The 20,912-nt window shown below is 40.8% G+C and carries 17 protein-coding genes; 4 read left to right on the forward strand and 13 right to left on the reverse strand.

The window, feature by feature from the left end:
• Positions 1-182 precede the first annotated feature (182 nt).
• From GQR87_RS01315 to GQR87_RS01340, 6 genes are all read right to left on the reverse strand, one after another.
• Positions 183-788, reverse strand: coding sequence for a DNA-3-methyladenine glycosylase I (locus tag GQR87_RS01315; protein ID WP_158965778.1), 606 nt, complete (start codon positions 786-788; stop codon positions 183-185).
• 91 nt (positions 789-879) lie between these two features.
• Positions 880-1,761: an ethanolamine ammonia-lyase subunit EutC gene (gene eutC / locus GQR87_RS01320; protein WP_158965780.1), complete on the reverse strand. Its 882-nt coding sequence runs from the start codon at positions 1,759-1,761 to the stop codon at positions 880-882.
• Positions 1,762-1,763: 2 nt separating this feature from the next.
• Positions 1,764-3,164, reverse strand: a complete 1,401-nt coding sequence (locus GQR87_RS01325) for an ethanolamine ammonia-lyase subunit EutB (RefSeq protein ID WP_158965782.1) — start codon at positions 3,162-3,164, stop codon at positions 1,764-1,766.
• Between the two features lie 73 nt (positions 3,165-3,237).
• A complete protein-coding gene (locus tag GQR87_RS01330) occupies positions 3,238-4,278 on the reverse strand; it encodes a TRAP transporter substrate-binding protein (RefSeq protein WP_158965784.1) in 1,041 nt (346 codons plus the stop codon).
• 99 nt (positions 4,279-4,377) lie between these two features.
• Positions 4,378-5,697, reverse strand: coding sequence for a TRAP transporter large permease subunit (locus GQR87_RS01335; RefSeq protein ID WP_158965786.1), 1,320 nt, complete (start codon positions 5,695-5,697; stop codon positions 4,378-4,380).
• Positions 5,694-6,233 (reverse strand): TRAP transporter small permease subunit, encoded by a 540-nt coding sequence (locus GQR87_RS01340; RefSeq protein ID WP_158965788.1) that lies wholly within the window; start codon positions 6,231-6,233, stop codon positions 5,694-5,696. The genes GQR87_RS01335 and GQR87_RS01340 overlap by 4 nt, the downstream gene beginning before the upstream one ends.
• A gap of 194 nt (positions 6,234-6,427) precedes the next feature.
• Here GQR87_RS01340 and GQR87_RS01345 point away from each other — a divergent pair, with 194 nt between their 5' ends.
• Complete coding sequence (locus tag GQR87_RS01345) at positions 6,428-7,378, forward strand: helix-turn-helix domain-containing protein (protein WP_199271673.1); 951 nt, start codon at positions 6,428-6,430, stop codon at positions 7,376-7,378.
• A gap of 127 nt (positions 7,379-7,505) precedes the next feature.
• On the opposite strand, the gene GQR87_RS01350 is transcribed toward GQR87_RS01345, so the two are convergent.
• From GQR87_RS01350 to GQR87_RS01360, 3 genes are all read right to left on the reverse strand, one after another.
• The gene (locus GQR87_RS01350; RefSeq protein ID WP_158965792.1) at positions 7,506-8,411 is read right to left on the reverse strand and encodes a DMT family transporter; all 906 of its coding nucleotides are present in this window, start codon (positions 8,409-8,411) and stop codon (positions 7,506-7,508) included.
• Positions 8,412-8,442: 31 nt separating this feature from the next.
• The gene (locus tag GQR87_RS22290; RefSeq protein WP_233267370.1) at positions 8,443-8,970 is read right to left on the reverse strand and encodes a DUF4403 family protein; all 528 of its coding nucleotides are present in this window, start codon (positions 8,968-8,970) and stop codon (positions 8,443-8,445) included.
• A 234-nt stretch (positions 8,971-9,204) separates the two neighbouring features.
• Positions 9,205-13,299: a hypothetical protein gene (locus GQR87_RS01360; protein WP_158965794.1), complete on the reverse strand. Its 4,095-nt coding sequence runs from the start codon at positions 13,297-13,299 to the stop codon at positions 9,205-9,207.
• Between the two features lie 423 nt (positions 13,300-13,722).
• On the opposite strand from GQR87_RS01360, the gene GQR87_RS01365 reads away from it, so the two are divergent.
• Positions 13,723-14,151 carry a hypothetical protein gene (locus tag GQR87_RS01365; protein WP_158965797.1) on the forward strand — a complete coding sequence of 143 codons (429 nt, stop codon included), beginning with the start codon at positions 13,723-13,725 and terminating at the stop codon, positions 14,149-14,151.
• Positions 14,152-14,195: 44 nt separating this feature from the next.
• On the opposite strand, the gene fghA is transcribed toward GQR87_RS01365, so the two are convergent.
• Together fghA and GQR87_RS01375 are read right to left on the reverse strand one after the other, a co-directional pair.
• Positions 14,196-15,035 carry an S-formylglutathione hydrolase gene (gene fghA, locus GQR87_RS01370; RefSeq protein WP_158965799.1) on the reverse strand — a complete coding sequence of 280 codons (840 nt, stop codon included), beginning with the start codon at positions 15,033-15,035 and terminating at the stop codon, positions 14,196-14,198.
• Between the two features lie 103 nt (positions 15,036-15,138).
• Complete coding sequence (locus GQR87_RS01375) at positions 15,139-16,269, reverse strand: S-(hydroxymethyl)glutathione dehydrogenase/class III alcohol dehydrogenase (RefSeq protein ID WP_158965801.1); 1,131 nt, start codon at positions 16,267-16,269, stop codon at positions 15,139-15,141.
• A gap of 157 nt (positions 16,270-16,426) precedes the next feature.
• Here GQR87_RS01375 and GQR87_RS01380 point away from each other — a divergent pair, with 157 nt between their 5' ends.
• On the forward strand, positions 16,427-17,299 hold the full coding sequence (locus tag GQR87_RS01380) for a LysR substrate-binding domain-containing protein (RefSeq protein ID WP_158965803.1): 873 nt from the start codon (positions 16,427-16,429) through the stop codon (positions 17,297-17,299).
• Between the two features lie 96 nt (positions 17,300-17,395).
• On the opposite strand, the gene GQR87_RS01385 is transcribed toward GQR87_RS01380, so the two are convergent.
• Positions 17,396-18,247, reverse strand: a complete 852-nt coding sequence (locus GQR87_RS01385; protein WP_158972847.1) for a universal stress protein — start codon at positions 18,245-18,247, stop codon at positions 17,396-17,398.
• 10 nt (positions 18,248-18,257) lie between these two features.
• Positions 18,258-19,748 carry a SulP family inorganic anion transporter gene (locus tag GQR87_RS01390; RefSeq protein WP_158965805.1) on the reverse strand — a complete coding sequence of 497 codons (1,491 nt, stop codon included), beginning with the start codon at positions 19,746-19,748 and terminating at the stop codon, positions 18,258-18,260.
• A gap of 346 nt (positions 19,749-20,094) precedes the next feature.
• Here GQR87_RS01390 and GQR87_RS01395 point away from each other — a divergent pair, with 346 nt between their 5' ends.
• On the forward strand, positions 20,095-20,802 hold the full coding sequence (locus GQR87_RS01395) for an SDR family NAD(P)-dependent oxidoreductase (protein ID WP_158965806.1): 708 nt from the start codon (positions 20,095-20,097) through the stop codon (positions 20,800-20,802).
• Positions 20,803-20,912: the final 110 nt, after the last annotated feature.

A 20,912-nucleotide genomic window follows, 5' to 3' on the forward strand; every position in this document is an offset into this window, starting at 1 on the left:
GGTAAGTGCCCTAAAGCCTTGGTAAATAGATATGTATCTCGATAGTCACTTTTAATTAAATTTAAGGGTAGAAAAATATCCACCTATTATTTTTCTATACAGTCACTCTTTATTTAGGATCTTGTCTATAAATTTGCCACGTAGTTAACCTGAGTTAAAAATATGTTTGCTTGTTGGGGGATCTAGGGCCTAATAAGCTCTTGCCTTAATTGCTTAGCTTTTATTCTGAAGTCACACTGCTGGGCGTGATCATTAACCATTCCCATAGCCTGCATAAAAGCGTACATGGTGGTAGGGCCAACAAATTTCCAGCCGCGTTTTTTTAAGTCTTTAGATAGGGCAATTGACTCTTCACAAGTGGCCATAAATTCTGGTGCTATGTTTTCATCTCGTTTGGGTTCGAATTGCCAAAAATAATGGGCCAGTGAGCCGAATTCAGTAATGAGTTCTTGTACCTGTTTGGCATTATTGATGGTGGCGGTAATTTTACCTCGGTGACGAACTATGCCAGCGTCTTGCATTAAACGCTCAACGTCTTGGTCGGTAAATTCAGCCACTTGGTTATAATCAAAATTGGCAAAAGCGACTCTAAAATTTTCTCGCTTGATTAAAATAGTGAGCCAACTTAGGCCTGATTGAAATCCTTCTAGACAGATTTTCTCAAATAATCTTTGGTCATCGGTAACGGGGTAGCCCCATTCGTTGTCATGGTAATGCACGTAATCTTCTGTGGATTGGCACCATGTGCACCTTACTTTTTTATCTTCGTCTAGGTAAGTATCAGGCATAATTCAATTCTCTGCAGTTAAAAATATAAATCAGTGGTTCTGGCAGTAGTGCCTATAACGAGGTTTTTCAGAATGATGAAGTGTACAAGTATTATCTTTTAGAAGAGAGAAGAAAATTTTTCGTTGAACTTGGCTCTAGTACCTCGAACTGGTGGTCACTGCCTTGTGAGCGATCTTTAAGGGTGATACCGGATATCTGTAACTTGATGGACTCACGCAAAAGGTATACGGCTTTGTCACTTGCTTGCTCATAATTTAGCCCCGCAGGGCGAATATTTGAAATACAGTTTCGGCTGGAATCTTTTGCACCACGTTTAGGAGCCCATGTCATATACATGCCCATACTATCAGGAGACGTTAATCCGGGTCGCTCACCTATGAGGATTATGGTGATTTTCGCTTTAAGACACTCGCCCACATCATCACCTGAAGCCACTCGGCCTTGGGTGATAATAGTTATAGGCGCAATAGACCAGTCATACTTTTCAGCAATCACTAACTTTTCAACCACCTTTTCTATCACTGGTAGTGCATGTGTCTGAATGGCTGTGGAAGAAAGACCATCAGCGATAACAATGGCTAAATCATACTCTTTGCTATTCTCTGCCCTGATATCAATCAGTGACTGCCTGGATACCTCACTAAGCTGACGCCCCAAGTCTGGCCTTTGCAGATAAATCATTCTATTTTGAGCTTTACTGCTGACGACTATAGGCAAAGCGCCAATAGCTTCGCGCAATATTTTTGACTGAGATAACTGCTGAACCAGTTTTTCAACATCTAACGCCTTATGAACGGCGTCAATAGCCCGGGCATGATCAAGTTGAAAACTCAGTTGTTCAATGGTTGGAATGCTGTTTCCTGAGCGCCCTAATGCAATGCGGGCAGAAGTAAATTGTTTAAGCTTTTGCCACGAATTTTCAATCACCAGTGGGGCAATTTTGAGTTGCTGTTGATCAGAGAGTTTACCCATGCTCACCCTTTATCTAGCAACGCAAGAACAGCGCTGAATGGTTTGGCTAGCTCAGAGTTTAGCTGTACCTGAGAAACATCACTAAATATCTGCATTTTGGTAAGCCAGTCTTCAAACTCAGGAGCAGGTTTTAAGCCTAAGGCCTTACGCGCATAGAGTGCATCATGGAATGACGTGGTCTGATAATTAAGCATAATATCATCGGAACCTGGGATCCCCATAATAAAAGAGCAACCAGCCACTCCCAATAGCGTCAGCAGGTTATCCATATCATTTTGATCTGCATAGGCGTGATTGGTGTAACAGATATCACAGCCCATAGGCAGTCCAAGTAATTTTCCGCAGAAATGGTCTTCTAGTCCGGCACGTATTATCTGCTTACCATCGAACAGGTATTCTGGGCCGATAAATCCAACCACTGTATTTACCAGTAACGGATCAAACTGGCGAGCAACGGCATATGCTCTGGCCTCACACGTTTGCTGGTCAACACCGAAATAGGCATTGGCAGACAGCGCGGTTCCTTGCCCAGTCTCAAAGTACATAAGGTTATTACCAATACTGCCTCTGTTCAGAGAAAGAGCAGCTTGCTGTGCTTCTTTTAGTATCGATAGATTAACTCCAAAGGTTTCATTGGTACCTTGAGTACCACCAATGGATTGAAAAACAAGGTCAACAGGTGCGCCTTTTTCAATCGCTTCAATGGTGTTAGTCACATGAGTCAGTATGCAAGATTGAGTTGGGATTTGATAACGCTGGATCACCTCATCTAGAAGAGATAACAGCTTGATGGTCTGTGGTACGTTATCTGTAGCGGGGTTAATTCCGATTACCGCATCACCATTACCGTACATCAGGCCATCAAATATAGAGGCAGCAATGCCATCTAAAGAGTCAGTAGGATGATTGGGTTGTAAACGTGTAGAGAGTCTACCCGCTAGACCTATAGTATTTCTAAATGCTGTTACCACGCGGCATTTCTGTGCAACCAAGATCAGGTCTTGATTACGCATGATCTTACTTACTGCAGCAACCATTTCAGGGGTAATTCCAAGCTGCAGTTTTGCCAACGTTGCAGTGTCAGCGGCCTCGCTAAGTAGCCAGTTACGAAAATCTCCCACTGTCATATGCGACACGAGAGAAAAGGCTTCTTTGTCATGAGTATCAATAATAAGTCGGGTTATTTCGTCAGATTCGTAGGGTATCAACGCCTCATTGAGGAAGGTTTTTAAAGGTAAATCAGCTAAGGTCATCTGCGCAACGACTCGTTCTTCAGCCGTTTTGGCGCTGACTCCTGCTAATGCATCACCAGAGCGCTCTGGGGTGGCTTTTGCCATCAATTCAGCTAATGAGTGGAAGAGGTATACTTTGTCTCCCTGCTGCCAGCGGTAGGTTGCAGTCATAGATTTACCTATAAATTAGTATAGAACAGAACAGCGGCGACCAGTATCGCAGCTGTTCTCTGTCTTTTTACGCTTAGCTGTAGCGGTAAGGTCTGCCCGCTTTTTCCATGTCAGCGTTGTATTTTTTGAATATATCAACAATTTTTGCTTTGGTTGGAGATTCTTTGGCAATCTCGTCCCAAAAGACACGAGCATCTGCTTCAACTTGTGCCCACTCTTCGTCTGGAATAGTGGTTAGCTTCATATCGGGGCCTTCAACACGTAGTTTTGCTTCTCCGCCCCAGTACCACCACTGACGATAGTAGTGCGACGTTTCCATACATAGTGCTAGTAATTCTTTAAGGTGTTCTGGCAGTTCATTGTAGCGCTCCATATTGGCAAAAAAGTGTCCAATCCATGCTCCAGAGATATTATTTGTTAGAAAATAATCCGTCACTTTAGACCAGCCAACAGTGTAATCTTCGGTTATACCTGACCACGCTATACCATCTAGTTCTCCAGTCTGTAGGGCGACTTCTACATCTTCCCAAGGAAGAGACACAGGTACGACACCGTACTTAGCCATAAAACGGCCCGCAGTAGGGAAAGTGAATACTCTTAATCCTTTTAAGTCACTTAAACTTTTTATCGGCTTTTTAGTGGCAAAGTGACATGGATCCCATGCACCGGCAGAAATATGTTTTACCCCTACTTTTGCGTATTCATCTTTCCAGATTTTATCTAGACCGTATTGGTTAAATAATACAGGTACGTCTAGTGAATAACGGCTACCAAAAGGAAAATAGCCACCGAATGTTGTGACTTCTGTGGGAGATGCCATAGAGTCATCATCCGATTGTACAGCATCAATAATTCCTTTTTGCATGGCACGGAATAATTCACCTGTGGGTACTAACTGATCAGCAAAATAAAGCTCGATCTGCATTTCTTCACCAGCAATTCGGTTAAATGCCTCGATAGCAGGTTTAACAACATGCTCTGCAAGTGAGGGGCCTGCATAGGTTTGCATGCGCCATTTAATCTTAGGGTCAGCTGCAAAAGTTTTTGCAGGTGCCAGCACAGTGCCAGCGGTCAGCGCTGCTGCGGTTGTTAAAAACTTACGTCTTGAGTTCATGTGTTTCCCCTGTTGATTAATTTTAGCCGAGCGCTAACCCGCCTAATGTGAGTGAATTAAGATTTAAATAGGCAGTAAATAAAAGGTCCTCATCACTTACTATCCATAAACATAGTTGGGTAACCACAGCGCGATCTGTGGGAAAGCCATAATCAGAATAAGTGCGAGCAGCATAATGCCCACAAAGGGACCGATAGAGCTGTAGATATCCCGCAGTGAAATTTCTGGTGGTGCCATGGCGCGCATTAGAAAGAGGTTATAGCCAAATGGCGGTGTCATATAGGCAATCTGACAGGTAATAGTGTAGAGCACGCCGTACCAAATTAAGTCAAAGCCAAGAGCATGGACTAGCGGCACAAAGAGAGGCGCAACAATAACCAGCATAGCCGTATCATCTAAGAAAGTTCCCATCACTAAAAAAGATAACTGCATTAAAATAAGTATGGTCCATGGGCTTAGGCCTAACTGGTCAGTAAACAAGTTAGCGATTGCTTTGACTGCGCCAAGTCCATCGAATATTGCCCCAAAACCTAATGCGGCGAGAATAATCCACATAAACATACAAGAGATACCAAGCGTGTTACGCACAGAATTCTCAAATACGACTTTAGTCATGCGCTTTTTAAAAATTGCAGCTAAAAATGCAGCCATAGCGCCAATTGCTGAGCTTTCGACTAAGCTCGTCCAGCCATTAACAAAAGGCACCATCATTACTGCAAAAATTCCAAGTGGCAGAATTCCCGCGCCAAGTAAGCGTAGTTTTTCAGCCTTAGAGACATTGCGCTCCTCTTTAGGTAGTACTGGTCCCCAAGAAGGATTAAGACGACAGCAGATGACAATATAAATAATAAACATGACGGCCATAATCAGCCCTGGAACAATACCAGCGAGCCAAAGTTGACCCACCGGCTGGCGAGCGATCATGGCGTACAGAACTAGTACCACTGAAGGAGGAACTAAAATACCAAGGGAGGAACCAGCTTGGATTACGCCGGTAACCATCTTCTTGTTATACCCTCGCTTAAGCAGTTCTGGTAGAGCAATGGTGGCACCAATCGCCATGCCTGCAACAGACAGTCCGTTCATTGCTGATACCAGTACCATAAGACCTATGGTGCCTATGGCAAGGCCGCCTGGCATAGGCCCCATCCATACATGAAACATTTTATATAGGTCATCGGCAATCTTGGATTCTGACAGAACATAGCCCATAAAAATAAACATGGGTAAGGTCAGCATCGGATACCAATTCATCAACTTCATCGCTGCGGTAAAAGGTATTTCTGCACCGCCAGTTCCCCATAAAAAAATGGCAGCCACTGACGCAACAGCGCCTATTGCTGCAAATACGCGTTGACCTGATGCCATCAACAATGCCATAGACACGAACATGAGAGTTGCGATCATTCCATAGCTCATTTGAGCTGTGCTCCCTTGATTTCTATGCCTGTTACTTCTACTCCTTTGATAATCGCGATATCTTTAAAAAATTCAGAGATAGCCTGTAGGATCATCATGAAGAACCCTATGCACATAACAGCCTTTATTGGCCAAAGTAGTGGGCGCCAAGCGGTACGAGTACGCTGTCCATACTCAAGAGAATACAGCATGCTTTCCAGCCCGCCATAGAGAAGTACAAATAGGAAAAAAATTAAAAAGAAAACGGTAAAAGCGTCGACCCAAGCGCGCCTTTTAATCGACCATTCACTATAAAAAAGGTCCATCCGCACATTAGCTTTTAGTTGGATTGCGTAAGCACCACCGAGGATATAGTAGGAAACCATTGCAAATTGGGCAGACTCAAGGGTCCAGAGTGATGGCATAAAAAAGGTTTTAGATATGGATGACCATAAAAGTACGCCGACCATTATGAAGATCCCATACATCGCAATACGGCCAATAAAGTAATTAAATTTATCCACATACTTGATATAAGAAATAATAAAACCAGGCATCAGGCTCCCTTATACGAATTGGTTTAGTTTTTGCTGCATGAGATTGAGCGCCAGAACAATATCAATAGTAGATGTAAGCGATATCTGTACCTAACCAATATCAAAAATCGGCAAACACAAAAAGTATATAAATAACAATAAGATAAAGTTTTTAAGCGCTATGTTGGAGCATGTGGACGAACAGGGGGATGCATATGAATAGACATACATTAAATAATCAGGCACCACTGTGGAACACAATTCACGCTAATGATGCAAATCATCAGGCAGCGAACTTGACTAACTGGCAGCAGGAATTTGATCAACTGAGCTCTGGGCACTTTCTGGGTGTTATTAATGAACTGCATTTTTCACATATCCACACCTTTCGTGAAGATACTAGCCATAGTTTGCGGCAGCAGTGCAAAGTAGAGCAAGGCGGACTTTGGCTAGGACTCAGTGCTAATAGTAAAAGTTGCAGAATTAATAATGAACAGAGCACCAGTAATCAGTTTCTATGTAGAGCTGGTGGGCAGGACTTTGAGTTACTCACTCCGGATAATTTCTCTATTTATGGATTAGTGCTGCACCGCAGTTTTTTTACTGACATTATTGAGCAAGCAATGGGAGACTTTTATGTTAACCATAGCCTTTGGCTGGAAAACATAACACAAGCTGAACTACAAAAATTTAGGCAATATCTTAATCTGTTGTTGCAACCAAAAAGTAACCGTTGGAGCATAAGTACTCACGAATCTATTCTACAAGACGCAGTGCTAGAACTCTTAAGTAATGGGCAACAAACAGCAGAGGTTCAGGTTACTTCGCCTCAGCGCCAACGCATAATGGCCCGAGTTCATGAGTATTTAACCGAGTCACGCTTAAAGACTCCTATTACCATGAGCGAAATATGCGCTGCCGTACATGTCAGCCGTCGCACCTTACAATATACTTTTACGCAATGCTATGGGATATCGCCTAAGCAATATATTCAGGTCACCCGTCTTAATCAGGTAAGAAGGGTACTGTTAAATAATGAAGAGTTTTTAACCATTTCTGAGATAGCGTTTAATTATGGTTTTTTTCATTTGGGATGGTTCTGTCAGAACTATAAACGTCTGTTCGGTGAGACGCCAAGACAAACATTGCAACATAAAAGCTACTGAAATATTGTTGACGCACCCATGCTAAAAGCATGCAGGGGGACGTGACTGGGTTTCTTTAACTTTGATATCAGTCAGCCGATGCTTTATGAACTCAGTGAATACTTGATAAATATTGAGTATCGATGCCCTACGCCGCCGCTCGTCTACCGCGCAACCAAGCCAGCAATTGCGAGCCACGACTTGACACTAAAACACCAGTTATAACCAATATTAAACCCAGAACTGCAGTTATATCTAAGGTGTAACCTTCAACAAAAATTGAAATGGTTAGTGCAACAATTGGGAATAGTACTGTGGTGTAGGCCGCTTGGTTAGCGCCTATGCGGGCAACTAGTGCTAGGTAAACCGTAAAGCCAATAATAGAACCCGGTATGGCTAAGTAGATTAAGCTGGCTAAATAGAGTGGGCGATTGTCCCATTGCCACTGTGTGCCGCTTAGGCCAATACATAGCAATAAAATGGCTACACCGTAAATCATACCGTAGGCATTGCTGGTCCATGGCTTTATGCCGTTTTTGCTGTGGCGTACCGAAATCATATTACCTAACGAGAAGCAGTAAGTGCCGGCAACCGAAAAGCCTATGCCGTAAATTAAATCTTGGATGCTTGTTGCCACACTAAGCTGTTGCCAAAACAATAATACCAAGCCAGACAGACCTAAAAGCCCAGCTAGATAAATAGTGACGGTAGGTTTGTCACGCCAAATTAGCCATTGGTTTAAGGCATTAAATATGGTGGCCAACGCAAAAATAACTGAAATTAAACCACTAATAATGTATTGGCTGGCGGTGTAAAAGCAAACAAAGTTTAACGAAAATAAACACGCACCTTGCAGCAGAAAAAAGCAATGATCACGTTTATCTGTTTTTTGCAGTTTTCCTAATAAAAATAAGATGGGTAAGAACAAAGCGCCAGCAATAGCAAAACGATAGAATACCGACACCAATGCCGTCACGTCGCCTACTTGCCAGTGAATCGCAATCCATGTTGTACCCCAAAGCATAACAGTTGCTAGATATAATAACGTGTTCATTAATGCTTACTTATTATGAATTTGGTAATGTTTATATGCCGACTTGTTGGAACATTGCTAGAATGTCTTGCTCAAGCTTTTGCTGCCATTCCTTTTTTTCGGTGGCTACAAGTTGCTCTAGTAGTGGTTTGATAGGTAATTTTAAGCCATCACAATTTAAGTTTGACTCGGGTACAGGTACCGATACTTCAACATTGGCTCTTGATGTTGGCGGGTTAATAATAGGTTCAATATCGATTCTAGTTTGGGTGATTATTTCAGATGAACAATTGAGCAGTATTTTTTGACCTAATAGTTGTTTATTTACTTGCCCTGTCATTACCACTTTAACGGGTACTGTTAAGCTTAAATATTTGTGGGTACTAGAAAATTTAGCTCCTCCGGTTTTGGTGACGGTTAAATCATAAGTGCCCATTGCCCATCTTGTGGCTTTTTCTTGATGTAAAACTTTGGGTAAGTGTTTATCGACCAAAGCGATAATAAATTCGTCAGTAACACTTTGTGCATGAACTGTTTGTACACAAGCCAAAAAAAGACTTAGTACTAGAAAAATTTTCATTTTTGATATCTCAGTAATTGATAGATTGGGTTTAATGTTGTTAACAGTGAAGTGCTGAAATTGTATATTGAATCGTATGTTAGAGCTATCTAGGCTAACAGAAATGTGCCTTAAATATGCAGTTCCTCGTTTTATCAAACTGTAAGCTTGCCTCAAATATAGCAATAGCAATAGAAGTGGCATCCTTGCCATTTTATCTCCAATTCTTCACGAGATATGGTAAACTGTATGATCTTATCTATCTTTCTCTGTCAACGATAATGAACTGTCGTTTTTTTTGCTTTTGCTAGATGAAGCTTGCCAGTAACCATTCACTCCTAACGAACTCCAAGCCCATTTTATCCAACTTAAAATTGAGGTGCTTAACCATATTACCCAGACTAACATTATGGCTTTGTAGAACCACACTGAAATACTCAAAATGGTGATAGTGGGTAACTGATTATCAGCTTTATCGGCAAACCAAGTCAGGGTATTTCCATATGACTCATAGCCTTCAATGCCCATGCTGGGTTTACTCAACAAGCTTATGGGGACGACTGCGATCAGTGACAAAATTGCCACTGCAGAAAAAACGTATAAACATAATTGTGAGAAATTATACAAGGTGCTTTTGATGTCTTTGGGCCGGTATTGACTGGCAGTAATCGCAGAAAACCACAGTGCGATTAAGACTAAAACCCCCCAGTTATTTAAACTTAATCCAAATCCTAAAATTAACCATTGCCCTGTATTAAGAGGTGAAAATTTCACACGAGCGAGTAGCAAGGCAATAAGAATAAAAGCTAACAGTTCGCCCCAATAAAGTATTGCAGGGCCTAACAGTGGCCCTTTGGCCCATAATATCCAGCGCTGATTACTGACATTGACTTGGGTTGTGATATTGCTCGATGGTGCGTTTAGATTGATTACTGGTGGCGAAAACGATAATAAATTTTCTACAGTAGAGCGCATGGTAATTTGTATATGGTGTGTGCCTGGGGATATAGGAATCGCAAGTTTGCCAGCTTCTGGCTGCAAGTTGATTGTTCTCCCATCGGTTTTGACTTCTTTTAGTTGGTAGTCTGCAGGTAAATCAATAAAGTGTTCACCGCCACGGGTACTGCGATAATTAAACGCCAACTCAAGTTTTGAGGTGCGAGTGCCTAAATCAATATCGACTTTTACACTGTCTATAGCTAAAGCCTCTCCCTTTACGGCTTTGGGGCGTGAAATATCGAGGTTTAAAGACTCACCGGCATACGGGTAAAAGGAATAGTTGAAATAATCGAAGGCATTCTGTTTTTCCATAATCATAGGTAGACCATCCAAACTTAAATGCCAAGAAGGGCTGATGACAATTTGCCATTGCTCTATATAATTTTGTTTACTGTCAGCGGTAAGCTGCATGTTTTCATGGCGCTCTAAGGTAGAGGACCAAGTAAACTTGTTCTCACCTGCCGAAATGCTGACAGCTACATGATTATTTTTAACTGTGACTTCATCACTTATAACATGCTCTCCTGTTAGTATTGGGATCTGCAAGTTTAAAGAGCCTACAGCAGGCGCAATCCGTTCGACTACCGTGTTCACTGTCCACATTTTATCTATGGTTAACACCCTAGAGACTTTTACATAAGCTGGTTGTTTAAAACGAGTCGAAGCTGGCGAATCTTCTTGGTTAGCTTTTATTTTGGCTAAAAACTCTAAGGAATTACCCGCTAAAATATTACCTTGTGCGCCAACAATATCCCAACTATCAGATGGCTCAATAACCACCCGTTTGGGTTTATCTTTAAATCTTAGTTGAAAGTTATCAACTGGGATTAAACGTCCAGTGATGACTAAAGTCGAAACTCCTGCAGCAACGGGGATATATAACCAATTATTTTGACGATATACAGTCAATAAAGGTTTGTTATTTAAAGTAAAGGACTGTCCTTGCCAAAACTCTGAAGTGGGCAGGGCTAAGGCACTTTGGCTATTCGCATGCACAGTTATATTAAGAGATAAGGTGTCGTTTTTGGCTGACACGCCAAGTGAATTAATTGAAGCACAGTCTGGTGCACAATTAGGTGCTTCAAGTAATCGACTTTTTAATTCTTCGAGCATTGCTTGGCTAGGAAAACTATTTGCTTGCGCTGGTGGGGTATAAATGGGCATTAGACAAAATACGCCTATAAAAGCTATGGCTGATTTGTGTTTGAATCTATCTATTGTTACCTGTATTGCGTCTTTTAATAAAAAGAATAACCAAAGCAGCATCAGAACAATGCCTAATAGTTTTAAAATTTTGTTAGTGGTTTTGGATAAAATAATTAACTCAAATGTTTGGTCTTGCGCAATTGGGCTATTCCAAGACAGTGTATATTGATTCCAGCTCCAGTTGGGCGTACCTGAGCCTGCTTGCAGTAAAGCATCAGATTGATAACGTTCGATAAATGAATCAGCTTGTCTCATTCTTGCCCCGCTCTCTGTCACCATTCTAAGTTCGGCTTCCGCTTCCGCCTTTGCTTTACCTAAGTTCATTGTCGATATTGATGCGCTCTGGGAAGGGGCTGGTGTAGGTTTGCGCATTCTAATAATATCAGTATCTGCATAGTTTTCTGCATCTTGGCTATACATATTGCGGTTGCCTGTTTCTAATTGTGGATGGATCACTGTGCGTAATTGATTGGCACTAAACAGTAAAATAGCAGCTACAACTATGGCGGCACTAGCTGCCCAATAGATTTTGGCAATGCTTTTAAGTTTTTCGAATGGTTGATGTTTTCTAATTGCAATGGCAACTAATAAGTTGAGTATGGCTATTACCGGAGCACTATTCTCTTGATACACAACAACTAACATAAGTGCAGTCAATATCCCCGCAACTAAACCTGATAAACGATAAGCCGCGAGTGAAGCCAATAGTACGATAAAACTTGCCCAGATGGACCAACGACTCCACCAACTATCCGAGACCCTATCGGTACCAAATACGGCAAAAAGTTTATTGCCAGGTGGTAAGTTTAATTTGATAGATACCCGCTCAAAATCACTTTTCCAGCCTGTGATTGGTAGAGTTGATGTGGCACTAACCATGCCACTAGCATTGACATCAAGCATAGAATAACGATTTTCTAATCCTCTTTCGCCTTCTGTTAGGCTGGTAATAAGTACCGGCCCGTCTTGGTCTTCTGCTGATTCGAGGATGAAAGGAGCAGGCATACCTAGGCGCCAACCTTCAACCATACTACCGGTTACTTTGTCTTTAAATGACAACTGCTTGTTGTCAAAAGAGAGCCAAAAGGTGCGCTCTAAGCTTAATTGGTTTTCTAAATGTAAAGGTTTACCCCTATGTTGGATATCGTAATTAAGAGAGTTATTTTCAGTTAATAGATAGGCCGGGTATTGGTACCAAGCTTGTGGCATTTCTACTTGTCCGCTATCAATCACACTTGCCCCGCTTAGTTTTCCAAAGCGTAGCTTTTCGTTCGTCTCAAAGACCCAAACTTCATCTTTTGGCCAATGCTGAGATTGCGCTGGGCGTTGCCAAATTAAGTTGGTTGGAGCTGAGTAGGCATTCACTATGATTTCCCAATTGCCAGGTTTTAACTTGGCATGTAACACACCATCTGCATCTAAAAATGCTGGCGTTTCACTTTGAATACCTATGAGATCAAAGTTTTTTGGTAGGACATGACCAAGGGGGACTTCACGTATTTTTCCTGACACATCCACAGAGATAATTGTTTTTAACGCAATATAAGGACCATCACTGACTTTTCTGACCACTCGTATGTCAAGCGTTTCTTGGTCAGCTTGATCTTGTGTTGATTCCTGAAACCATAATTCATTGTTATTAATTTTGGGGAAGTTGATAGCTCGCCCATTAATAGACATATTAACTAAGGCGGTTTGCTTAGAAAGAGTGATGCTGGCTGGAATACTTTGCCAGCTTAACTTACCTTCTAGCGAATAATTACCTTTTTCTAATTCTATAAATGGCATGCCATTTTTACTAAAAATGGGAGTGTTTTTGCCATTCACTTTTATTTCGAAGGGCCAATATTTGTTATTGCCTAACAAGGGAACTTTACTTTTACTGAGCACCTTCCATGATTGTTGAAATGTTGCCCCCTGCGAATCGACTTGTATGTCTAATGTACTAGGCCAGACACAAATGTGATTGTGTTCGTTGCGATAGTCAGATTGATTGATAAATGGGCAAGTTAGATTTTCCTTATCTTTCAAAACCCACGCTTGCCAATCTGATAGTTGGTCGGGAATAGATTCTTCTGCAATAGATGGGAAAGTGATGAGAAGAATTAATATTAACAAATTGCGCAGGGGGCTGTTTTTGAACACGGACATTTCCTTGTGTATTTTTCTCTAGTTTGCCTTTTTAATATTAAGTAAATCAATATTTTTTATTTTACTTAACCTGAGTTCTGGATAAGAAGTATCGTCCAATCTTAATTTATTACAATTCAATAACTTAATAACACTCACCCAATTCACCTCACCTGAATACTTACTCGGTGACGAAATTTTTGTGTATAGCAAGGCGGATTGTCGTACGTAATAACGTGTTATTACTAGACAATCCAACGCCGCTAGGCACAAAAAGAGCGTTATCGAGAGGTTCGGCTTATCCAGAATTCAGGTTACTTAACCTGAGTTCTGGATAAGAGGTATCGTTCAAGCTAAATATTGATAATATAATTTGGCAAAATAAATATGCTAGTATTCTTTTGTGTTATCTAGCGATAAATAAACTAGGGAGCCATAATGGTGTCGACAGAATCAAATTCGAGCTTATATCAATTACATCTTATTGGTAATGTACTTTACGTTGAACTGAATAATGTTTGGTCAAAGGGGACGGTTGAAAAAGTATTAGCAGAGACTCAAAGTTTACTTGTGGACGTTAAAAATAAGCCATGGGCTGCAGTTGTTGATATTCGTAACTGGATTATGCCGACCTTTGAAGCTTTTGATGGTTTTCAACTTATATACGACTGGTGTGCCGCTAATAATCAAACCCATGAGGTCACCTTATGTCGTTTTGAGATGCAAAAAAATATTATTAGCAATGTATCTAATTACGATGCTGAAAATCAGCTTTACACCCATAATGCTGAAGATGCAGAGCAATGGTTGTTGAATAAAGGTTTTGATTTTTCGCTAAAAGAATTACAACAAGCTAGGGACTGTTGAAGTAAAAATAAAACTGCCGATTGTTTGGCAGTTTTTGTATAGGGTTATTTATTTAAGTAACCAGCATGAAAACGCAGGTGATCTTCTATAAATGACGATATAAAATAGTAACTGTGGTCATAACCTTGATGTATTCTAACTTTTAGTGGGTAACCACTTACTTTCGCAGCGGATTCTAAAATTTCAGGTTTAAGTTGTTCCTTCAAAAAATCATCAGCACCACCTTGATCGACCATAGCAGGAATATACTGAGTAGCTTGGCGCATTAACTCGCTAGCATCGTATTTCTGCCAAGTGGTTTTATCTTTACCCAAGTAAGCGGTAAAGGCTTTTTCTCCCCATGTACAATTGATTGGATTACAAATTGGACTAAAGGCTGACATTGAACGGTAACGTTCAGGATTTAACAGGCCAATAGTTAATGCTCCGTGTCCGCCCATAGAATGTCCACTTATGGCGCGGTTACTTGAAACAGGAAAGGCTGCTTCTATTATTTCTGGTAATTCATTCACAACGTAATCGTACATATGATAATGACGATCCCAAGGCGCTTGTGTGGCGTTGACGTAGAATCCCGCACCTTGACCTAAATCATAGGCTTCATCATTGGCTACATCTTCGCCTCGGGGGCTAGTATCTGGAGCGACTATGGCTATGCCCAACTCAGCAGCAATACGCTGAGCGCCTGCTTTTTGCATGAAGTTTTCGTCAGTACAGGTAAGGCCCGAAAGCCAGTAGAGTACAGGAACTTTGTTTGTGCTAGATGCTTGGGGCGGTAGATAGATAGCAAAGCGCATTTTGCAGTTAAGTACTTTAGAATCATGGCTATATTGTTTATGCCAACCGCCAAAACTTTTGTTGATGCTTAAATTTTCAATTGTCATGTTTAACACCTCAGAGCAAAATTAAAATACTGGCGCTAAACCTTGGGAAGATTAACCGCCAGTGAAACTCATAATGCAGAAATTAAGTCAGTGACTTAATGACTTACTTATCGAAATGAATAACGGTACGGATACTTTCGCCTTTATGCATTAATTCAAATGAATGGTTAATCTCTTCAAGGCTCATTGTGTGGGTAATAAAATCACTTAACTTAAACTCACCGGCTAAATAACGTTCCACATAATCAGGTAACTCTGTACGACCTTTTACGCCACCAAAAGCAGTACCGCGCCATACTCGACCTGTGACTAACTGAAATGGACGGGTGCTAATTTCTTGACCGGCACCGGCTACACCAATTATTACAGACTCGCCCCAACCTTTGTGGCAACACTCTAAAGCAGAGCGCATTAGGTTAACATTACCTACACACTCAAATGAGTAGTCAACACCACCATCGGTTAGTTCCACAATGACGTCTTGAATTGGTTGGTCGTAATCTTTTGGATTAATACAGTCAGTCGCTCCTAATTTTTTAGCCAATTCAAACTTACTTTCGTTGATATCAATCACAATAATACGACTGGCTTTGGCCATAGTCGCGCCAATAACCGCAGATAAACCAATACCACCTAAGCCAAAGACTGCCACACTGGCGCCTTCTTCTACTTTAGCCGTATTCATCACGGCCCCCATGCCTGTGGTGACACCACAACCTAGCAAACAAACTTCTTCTAAAGGTGCTTCTTTATTGACTTTGGCTAATGATATTTCAGGTAAAACTGTGTATTCAGAAAAAGTTGAACACCCCATGTAATGAAAGATAGGTTGGCCATCTTTGTAAAAGCGAGTGGTGCCATCTGGCATTAGCCCTTTACCTTGCGTTTCACGAATTTTCTGACACAAGTTTGTTTTACCTGATAGACAAAATTTACACTCTCTACATTCTGGGGTGTAAAGAGGAATAACATGATCGCCAACCGATACACTGGTTACGCCTTCGCCCACTTGCTCAACTATACCGCCACCTTCATGGCCTAGAATGACTGGAAAAATACCTTCTGGATCTTCACCCGATAAAGTAAACGCATCGGTATGACATACTCCTGATGCAATGACCTTAATTAGCACTTCACCTTTTCGAGGTAACATTACGTCTATCTCTTCAACAGACAGTGGCTGTTTAGGCCCCCAAGCGATAGCTGCTTTTGATTTAATAAATTTATCTGACATGTATTTTTCACTTATATTAGTTGTGGCTGTTATTGTTTAGCCTGTAATTGGCAGACCAAAGGCTTAATATTATATGTACCCTAAGCATTATATTTGTTTCCTCAGAAATGATAATATGCGATTTTGGTAAATCACTTTTACATATAGGTAATAATCTGTGCAGTGGGAAGGTATTAATGAATTTGTTTACGTTGCAGAGAACGAAAGTTTTACCAAAGCGGCAAATAAGCTAAGTATTTCTACAGCACAAGTTAGTCGGCAAGTGAGTGCTTTAGAAACGCGGTTAAATATTAAGCTGTTTTATCGGACTACTCGCAAAGTATCTTTAACTGAAGAAGGCCGACTTTTTTATCAGCATTGCCGAAGTGTTCTTGATGGTCTTGATGCCGCAGAACGGGCCATCACTAATTTACAATCTAAACCTCAAGGGAAAATCAGACTTACGGCTCCTGTCACTTATGGCGAACAACAGATATTACCCTTGGTAAATGATTTTATGCAGCTTTATGCTGACATTGAAGTGTCAGCCTATTTAAGTAATCAAAAAATAGATTTGGTTGAGCAAGGTTATGATTTAGCAATTCGGTTGGGTAAGTTAACTGATTCGTCTTTGATGGCGAAAAAACTGGGTACTCGTACTAATTATGTGTGTGCCTCTCCTGCATATTTAGCTAAATATGGCACCCCCCATTCATTACCTGAATTAAATAAACACAGTTGTTTGTTAGGCACTCTCGATTATTGGCATTTCAGTGACAATGATAAAGAAAAAAACATTCGGCTAAACGGCAGGTTAAGGTACAACAGTGGTTTAAGTTTGGTGGATGCCGCACTTAAAGGACTGGGAATAGTACAGTTGCCTGATTATTATGTGTATGAGCATCTACAAAGCGGCGCTTTGATCACACTACTTGATAATTATCGAGAAACAGAAGAAGGAATTTGGGCTATATATCCCCGTAACCGACATCTGTCTCCTAAAATACGTTTGCTGGTGGACTACTTGGCCGAGCAGTTACCCAATAATTGATGGTGAAAACTGATGGTTGTTCAAATATGGGGTTAGTTAATGTTCAGGTAAGCCTGCTATATTGAAGGCTTACCTATGCAATTTGTGTTTCTATTGCTAACGTAATACCACCATAGGTACTTCGCTTTGCTCAAGCATTTTTGTGGTGTTACTACCAACAAAAAACTGCCTGAGTTTAGAGTGGGCAAACGCGCCCATTACTATCAGGTCGATGTTATGCTCTTTTTTGTAAGACATTAGAGATTGAAAAATATTACCTTCAATAAAAGAAGCCGTTACTTCAAAACCTTTGGCTTCGAGCTTTTGCTGTGCTGCTAATAATTTTTCATTTAGGTCTTTTTCGTTATTTTTCACAGAAACCAGATGGCAATGTAAACCGTGTAATAAGCCGCCATCTATCACTTTTTGCAGGGCATTATCGGCGGTTTCTCTGCCATCGTAGGCAATCATAAACGAACTTGGTGCTTGGAATGCACCTGGGATAAGTAATACAGCTTGTGTCGCTTGTCGTAATAGAGTTTCAATATTGGAACCCATAGCACTAAAGTTTCCATCATGACCTTGGCCACTGCGACCTATCACAATAAGTCGAGTCTTATCTGTTAGATCAGTGATTGAATCAACTAAATCACCATGCCTTTGCATTGATTCGCTATTCTTTACACCTAAATTTTGTGCTTGATCGACTACATTTTTTAGTAATTCTTTACCTAATTGTAAAGCCACCTTGCTACGTTGCTCATCTAACTTGGTGATCTCTTCCAATAACGCTGAACGAGCTCCTAGGCCTATCGTGCCGGTGTAATCGTCGGCACCATGTTGTTGTTGTTTCTCAATGGTATGTAAAAAAAGAATAGGTTTATCTAGCTTTTTTGATGCCCATACTGCAGCAGAAGTAACAGCTGAAGTGATAGCAGAACCATCTACACAGGTAATTATGTTGTTCATCATACTCTCCTTAATGTCCGCCAAATAGTTTTTCAACTTCTTTGGGATCATTGTGCACACCAAACTTATCGACCACAGTTGTGGTAGCTTCATTCATGCCAACTATATCGACTGTGGCACCTTCACGTCTAAACTTAATTACAACCTTGTCTAATGACGTGACCGCAGTGATATCCCAAAAATGGGCATGAGTGAGATCAATAACTACGGTTTCAGCCGCTTCTTTGAAATCAAACTGGTTAACAAATTGTTCTGCTGAGGCAAAAAATACCTGACCAACCACTTCGTAGGTACGCACATTTTTTTGCTCAGAATAGTGAGAATTTACCACCATATAACGACCAATTTTGTTGGAGAAAAATAAGGTAGCTAACAACACTCCTACGAATACCCCTATGGCAAGGTTGTGAGTAGCCACAACAACAATAACAGTACTGATCATGACAATGTTAGAGGATAAAGGTAGCTTACGTAAATCGGTGATTGAAGACCAAGAGAAGGTGCCTATAGAAACCATTATCATCACTGCAACTAAGGCCGCCATAGGAATTTGACGTACCCATTCATCAAGAAATACTACTAAAATGATTAAGAATAAACCGGCAACAAAAGTTGATAATCTGCCTCTACCGCCAGACTTAACATTGATTATTGACTGGCCTATCATGGCACAACCTGCCATGCCGCCAAAAAGCCCAGCGCCAATATTGGCAATACCTTGACCTTTACACTCTCTATTTTTATCACTTGTGGTATCTGTTAGGTCATCCACTATTGTTGCTGTCATCATAGACTCAAGTAAACCCACTACAGCTAGCCCCATTGAGTAAGGCAACACTATCATCAGGGTTTCCATGTTGAGTGGCACATCTGGCCATAAAAATATAGGTAGAGTATCAGGTAGTTCACCCATGTCACCTACGGTACGAATGTCTAAGCCGAGTATGATGGCTAATATTGTCATTGACACAATACACACTAGGGGCGAAGGAATAATTTTACCTATAGTAGGAACATAAGGAAAAAGGTAAATAATCCCCAATCCAGCCGCTGTCATAGCATATACATGCCAAGTGACATCGGTTAATTCTGGTAATTGTGCCATAAAAATTAGAATGGCTAGGGCGTTGACAAAACCTGTGACAACGGAGCGTGAAACAAACCTCATTAAGCTACCTAACTTAAGGTAACCTGCCAGTATTTGCAGCACACCTGTTAATAATGTGGCAACTAATAGATACTCTAAGCCATGTTCTTTGACCAGAGTCACCATCAGCAATGCCATAGCACCGGTAGCCGCAGATATCATACCTGGTCTGCCACCTACAAATGCAATCACTACTGCAATACAGAATGATGCGTAAAGGCCTACTTTAGGATCAACTCCAGCAATAATAGAAAAGGCAATGGCTTCCGGTATCAGGGCTAACGCCACAACTATACCAGCTAGCACATCACCACGAATGTTAGAGAACCAGTCTCTCTTCATGTGTTCGAGCATGTAAATAACCTAATGTGTAAGTTCCCCCAAATTAGAGGAAAATATGTTTTTTATTAAAAAGGAGCAAATTATTCAGAATACGCTATTAAATTGTCGCGCGTGTGAAGCGGAATTAGCTTAGGGCGGTGTAAGTCTCAAGATCGAATTCCTCTCTGATTTATCTAGGGTGGGATGATACAGTTTTTGTCATTTTGTCACAAATACAAGTTTAAAATGGAAGGAGTTAATACTCCTAATGCAAAGAATATAATTTAATCTATTTATTTTGTGTTGATTGTTTACAATGTGTTCAGGGGCTACCTATTTATGAAGTTAGTCGAATTTAAGCATTGGGGACAGGTTTTTTATGAACAAATCAAAACAAACAATAATACTGACAGGTGCAAGTCGAGGCATTGGTCTAGGTTTATGTCAGCACTATTTACAATCAGGTTGGCAAGTGATTGCAACCCATAGGCCTGCTTCCATTAGTAGTGGTTTACAAGCTCTAAAAGACCAACATGGTGAAGATTTGTGGTTAGCAGAATTAGATCTGTGTAATGAACAATCTATACACAAATTTGCTGTAGAAATGACTAGTCAATTAACCCAGCTTGCCGTGTTAATTAATAATGCTGGTGTGTCTGTTAATGTTAATTTTGGCGATTGGGAGCAAGCTTCATTCTTGAGTAATTTTAATGCCAACTTAGTGGGGCCAGCGCTGTTGATCCAGGGGTTATACCCATTACTAAGTGAGACCACAAAAGTGATACAAATATCAACTGGCTTAGCTTCGATACAAGAAAACATTGGTGCCGATGGACCTTTTGATGCTTACGCCGTGAGTAAAGTTGCGCTTAACCTTTTAACCGTGAGATTAGCCAATAGAGAACAGACTAAAAAATCTATTTTTTGTGCAATGAGTCCAGGTTGGGTGAAGACTGACATGGGGGGAGAACAGGCTCCAACTAGTGTCACTGAAGTATCAAAACAAATTTATACAACTGTAGAAAAATTAACGACTGCACAATCTGGAACATATCTAGATAGTACCGGACAAGTTATACCTTGGTAAGGATTGACAGATAGAAGCAGGCCGCAACAGCTTGCTTTTTCATCTTTTTATAACGTTTAGAGCATAAAAAGAGTAAAATACCATTTTTAGGTAATAACCTTCGATGAAGG

Source organism: Paraglaciecola sp. L3A3 (genome assembly GCF_009796765.1).
Lineage (GTDB): Bacteria > Pseudomonadota > Gammaproteobacteria > Enterobacterales > Alteromonadaceae > Paraglaciecola.

Coding starts and splice junctions, on each gene's coding strand:
- GQR87_RS01315 (WP_158965778.1), bottom strand. CDS start 788: ATGCCTGATACTTACCTAGACGAAGATAAAAAAGTAAGGTGCACATGG.
- eutC (WP_158965780.1), bottom strand. CDS start 1,761: ATGGGTAAACTCTCTGATCAACAGCAACTCAAAATTGCCCCACTGGTG.
- GQR87_RS01325 (WP_158965782.1), bottom strand. CDS start 3,164: ATGACTGCAACCTACCGCTGGCAGCAGGGAGACAAAGTATACCTCTTC.
- GQR87_RS01330 (WP_158965784.1), bottom strand. CDS start 4,278: ATGAACTCAAGACGTAAGTTTTTAACAACCGCAGCAGCGCTGACCGCT.
- GQR87_RS01335 (WP_158965786.1), bottom strand. CDS start 5,697: ATGAGCTATGGAATGATCGCAACTCTCATGTTCGTGTCTATGGCATTG.
- GQR87_RS01340 (WP_158965788.1), bottom strand. CDS start 6,233: ATGCCTGGTTTTATTATTTCTTATATCAAGTATGTGGATAAATTTAAT.
- GQR87_RS01345 (WP_199271673.1), top strand. CDS start 6,428: ATGAATAGACATACATTAAATAATCAGGCACCACTGTGGAACACAATT.
- GQR87_RS01350 (WP_158965792.1), bottom strand. CDS start 8,411: ATGAACACGTTATTATATCTAGCAACTGTTATGCTTTGGGGTACAACA.
- GQR87_RS22290 (WP_233267370.1), bottom strand. CDS start 8,970: ATGAAAATTTTTCTAGTACTAAGTCTTTTTTTGGCTTGTGTACAAACA.
- GQR87_RS01365 (WP_158965797.1), top strand. CDS start 13,723: ATGGTGTCGACAGAATCAAATTCGAGCTTATATCAATTACATCTTATT.
- fghA (WP_158965799.1), bottom strand. CDS start 15,035: ATGACAATTGAAAATTTAAGCATCAACAAAAGTTTTGGCGGTTGGCAT.
- GQR87_RS01375 (WP_158965801.1), bottom strand. CDS start 16,269: ATGTCAGATAAATTTATTAAATCAAAAGCAGCTATCGCTTGGGGGCCT.
- GQR87_RS01385 (WP_158972847.1), bottom strand. CDS start 18,247: ATGAACAACATAATTACCTGTGTAGATGGTTCTGCTATCACTTCAGCT.
- GQR87_RS01390 (WP_158965805.1), bottom strand. CDS start 19,748: ATGCTCGAACACATGAAGAGAGACTGGTTCTCTAACATTCGTGGTGAT.
- GQR87_RS01395 (WP_158965806.1), top strand. CDS start 20,095: ATGAACAAATCAAAACAAACAATAATACTGACAGGTGCAAGTCGAGGC.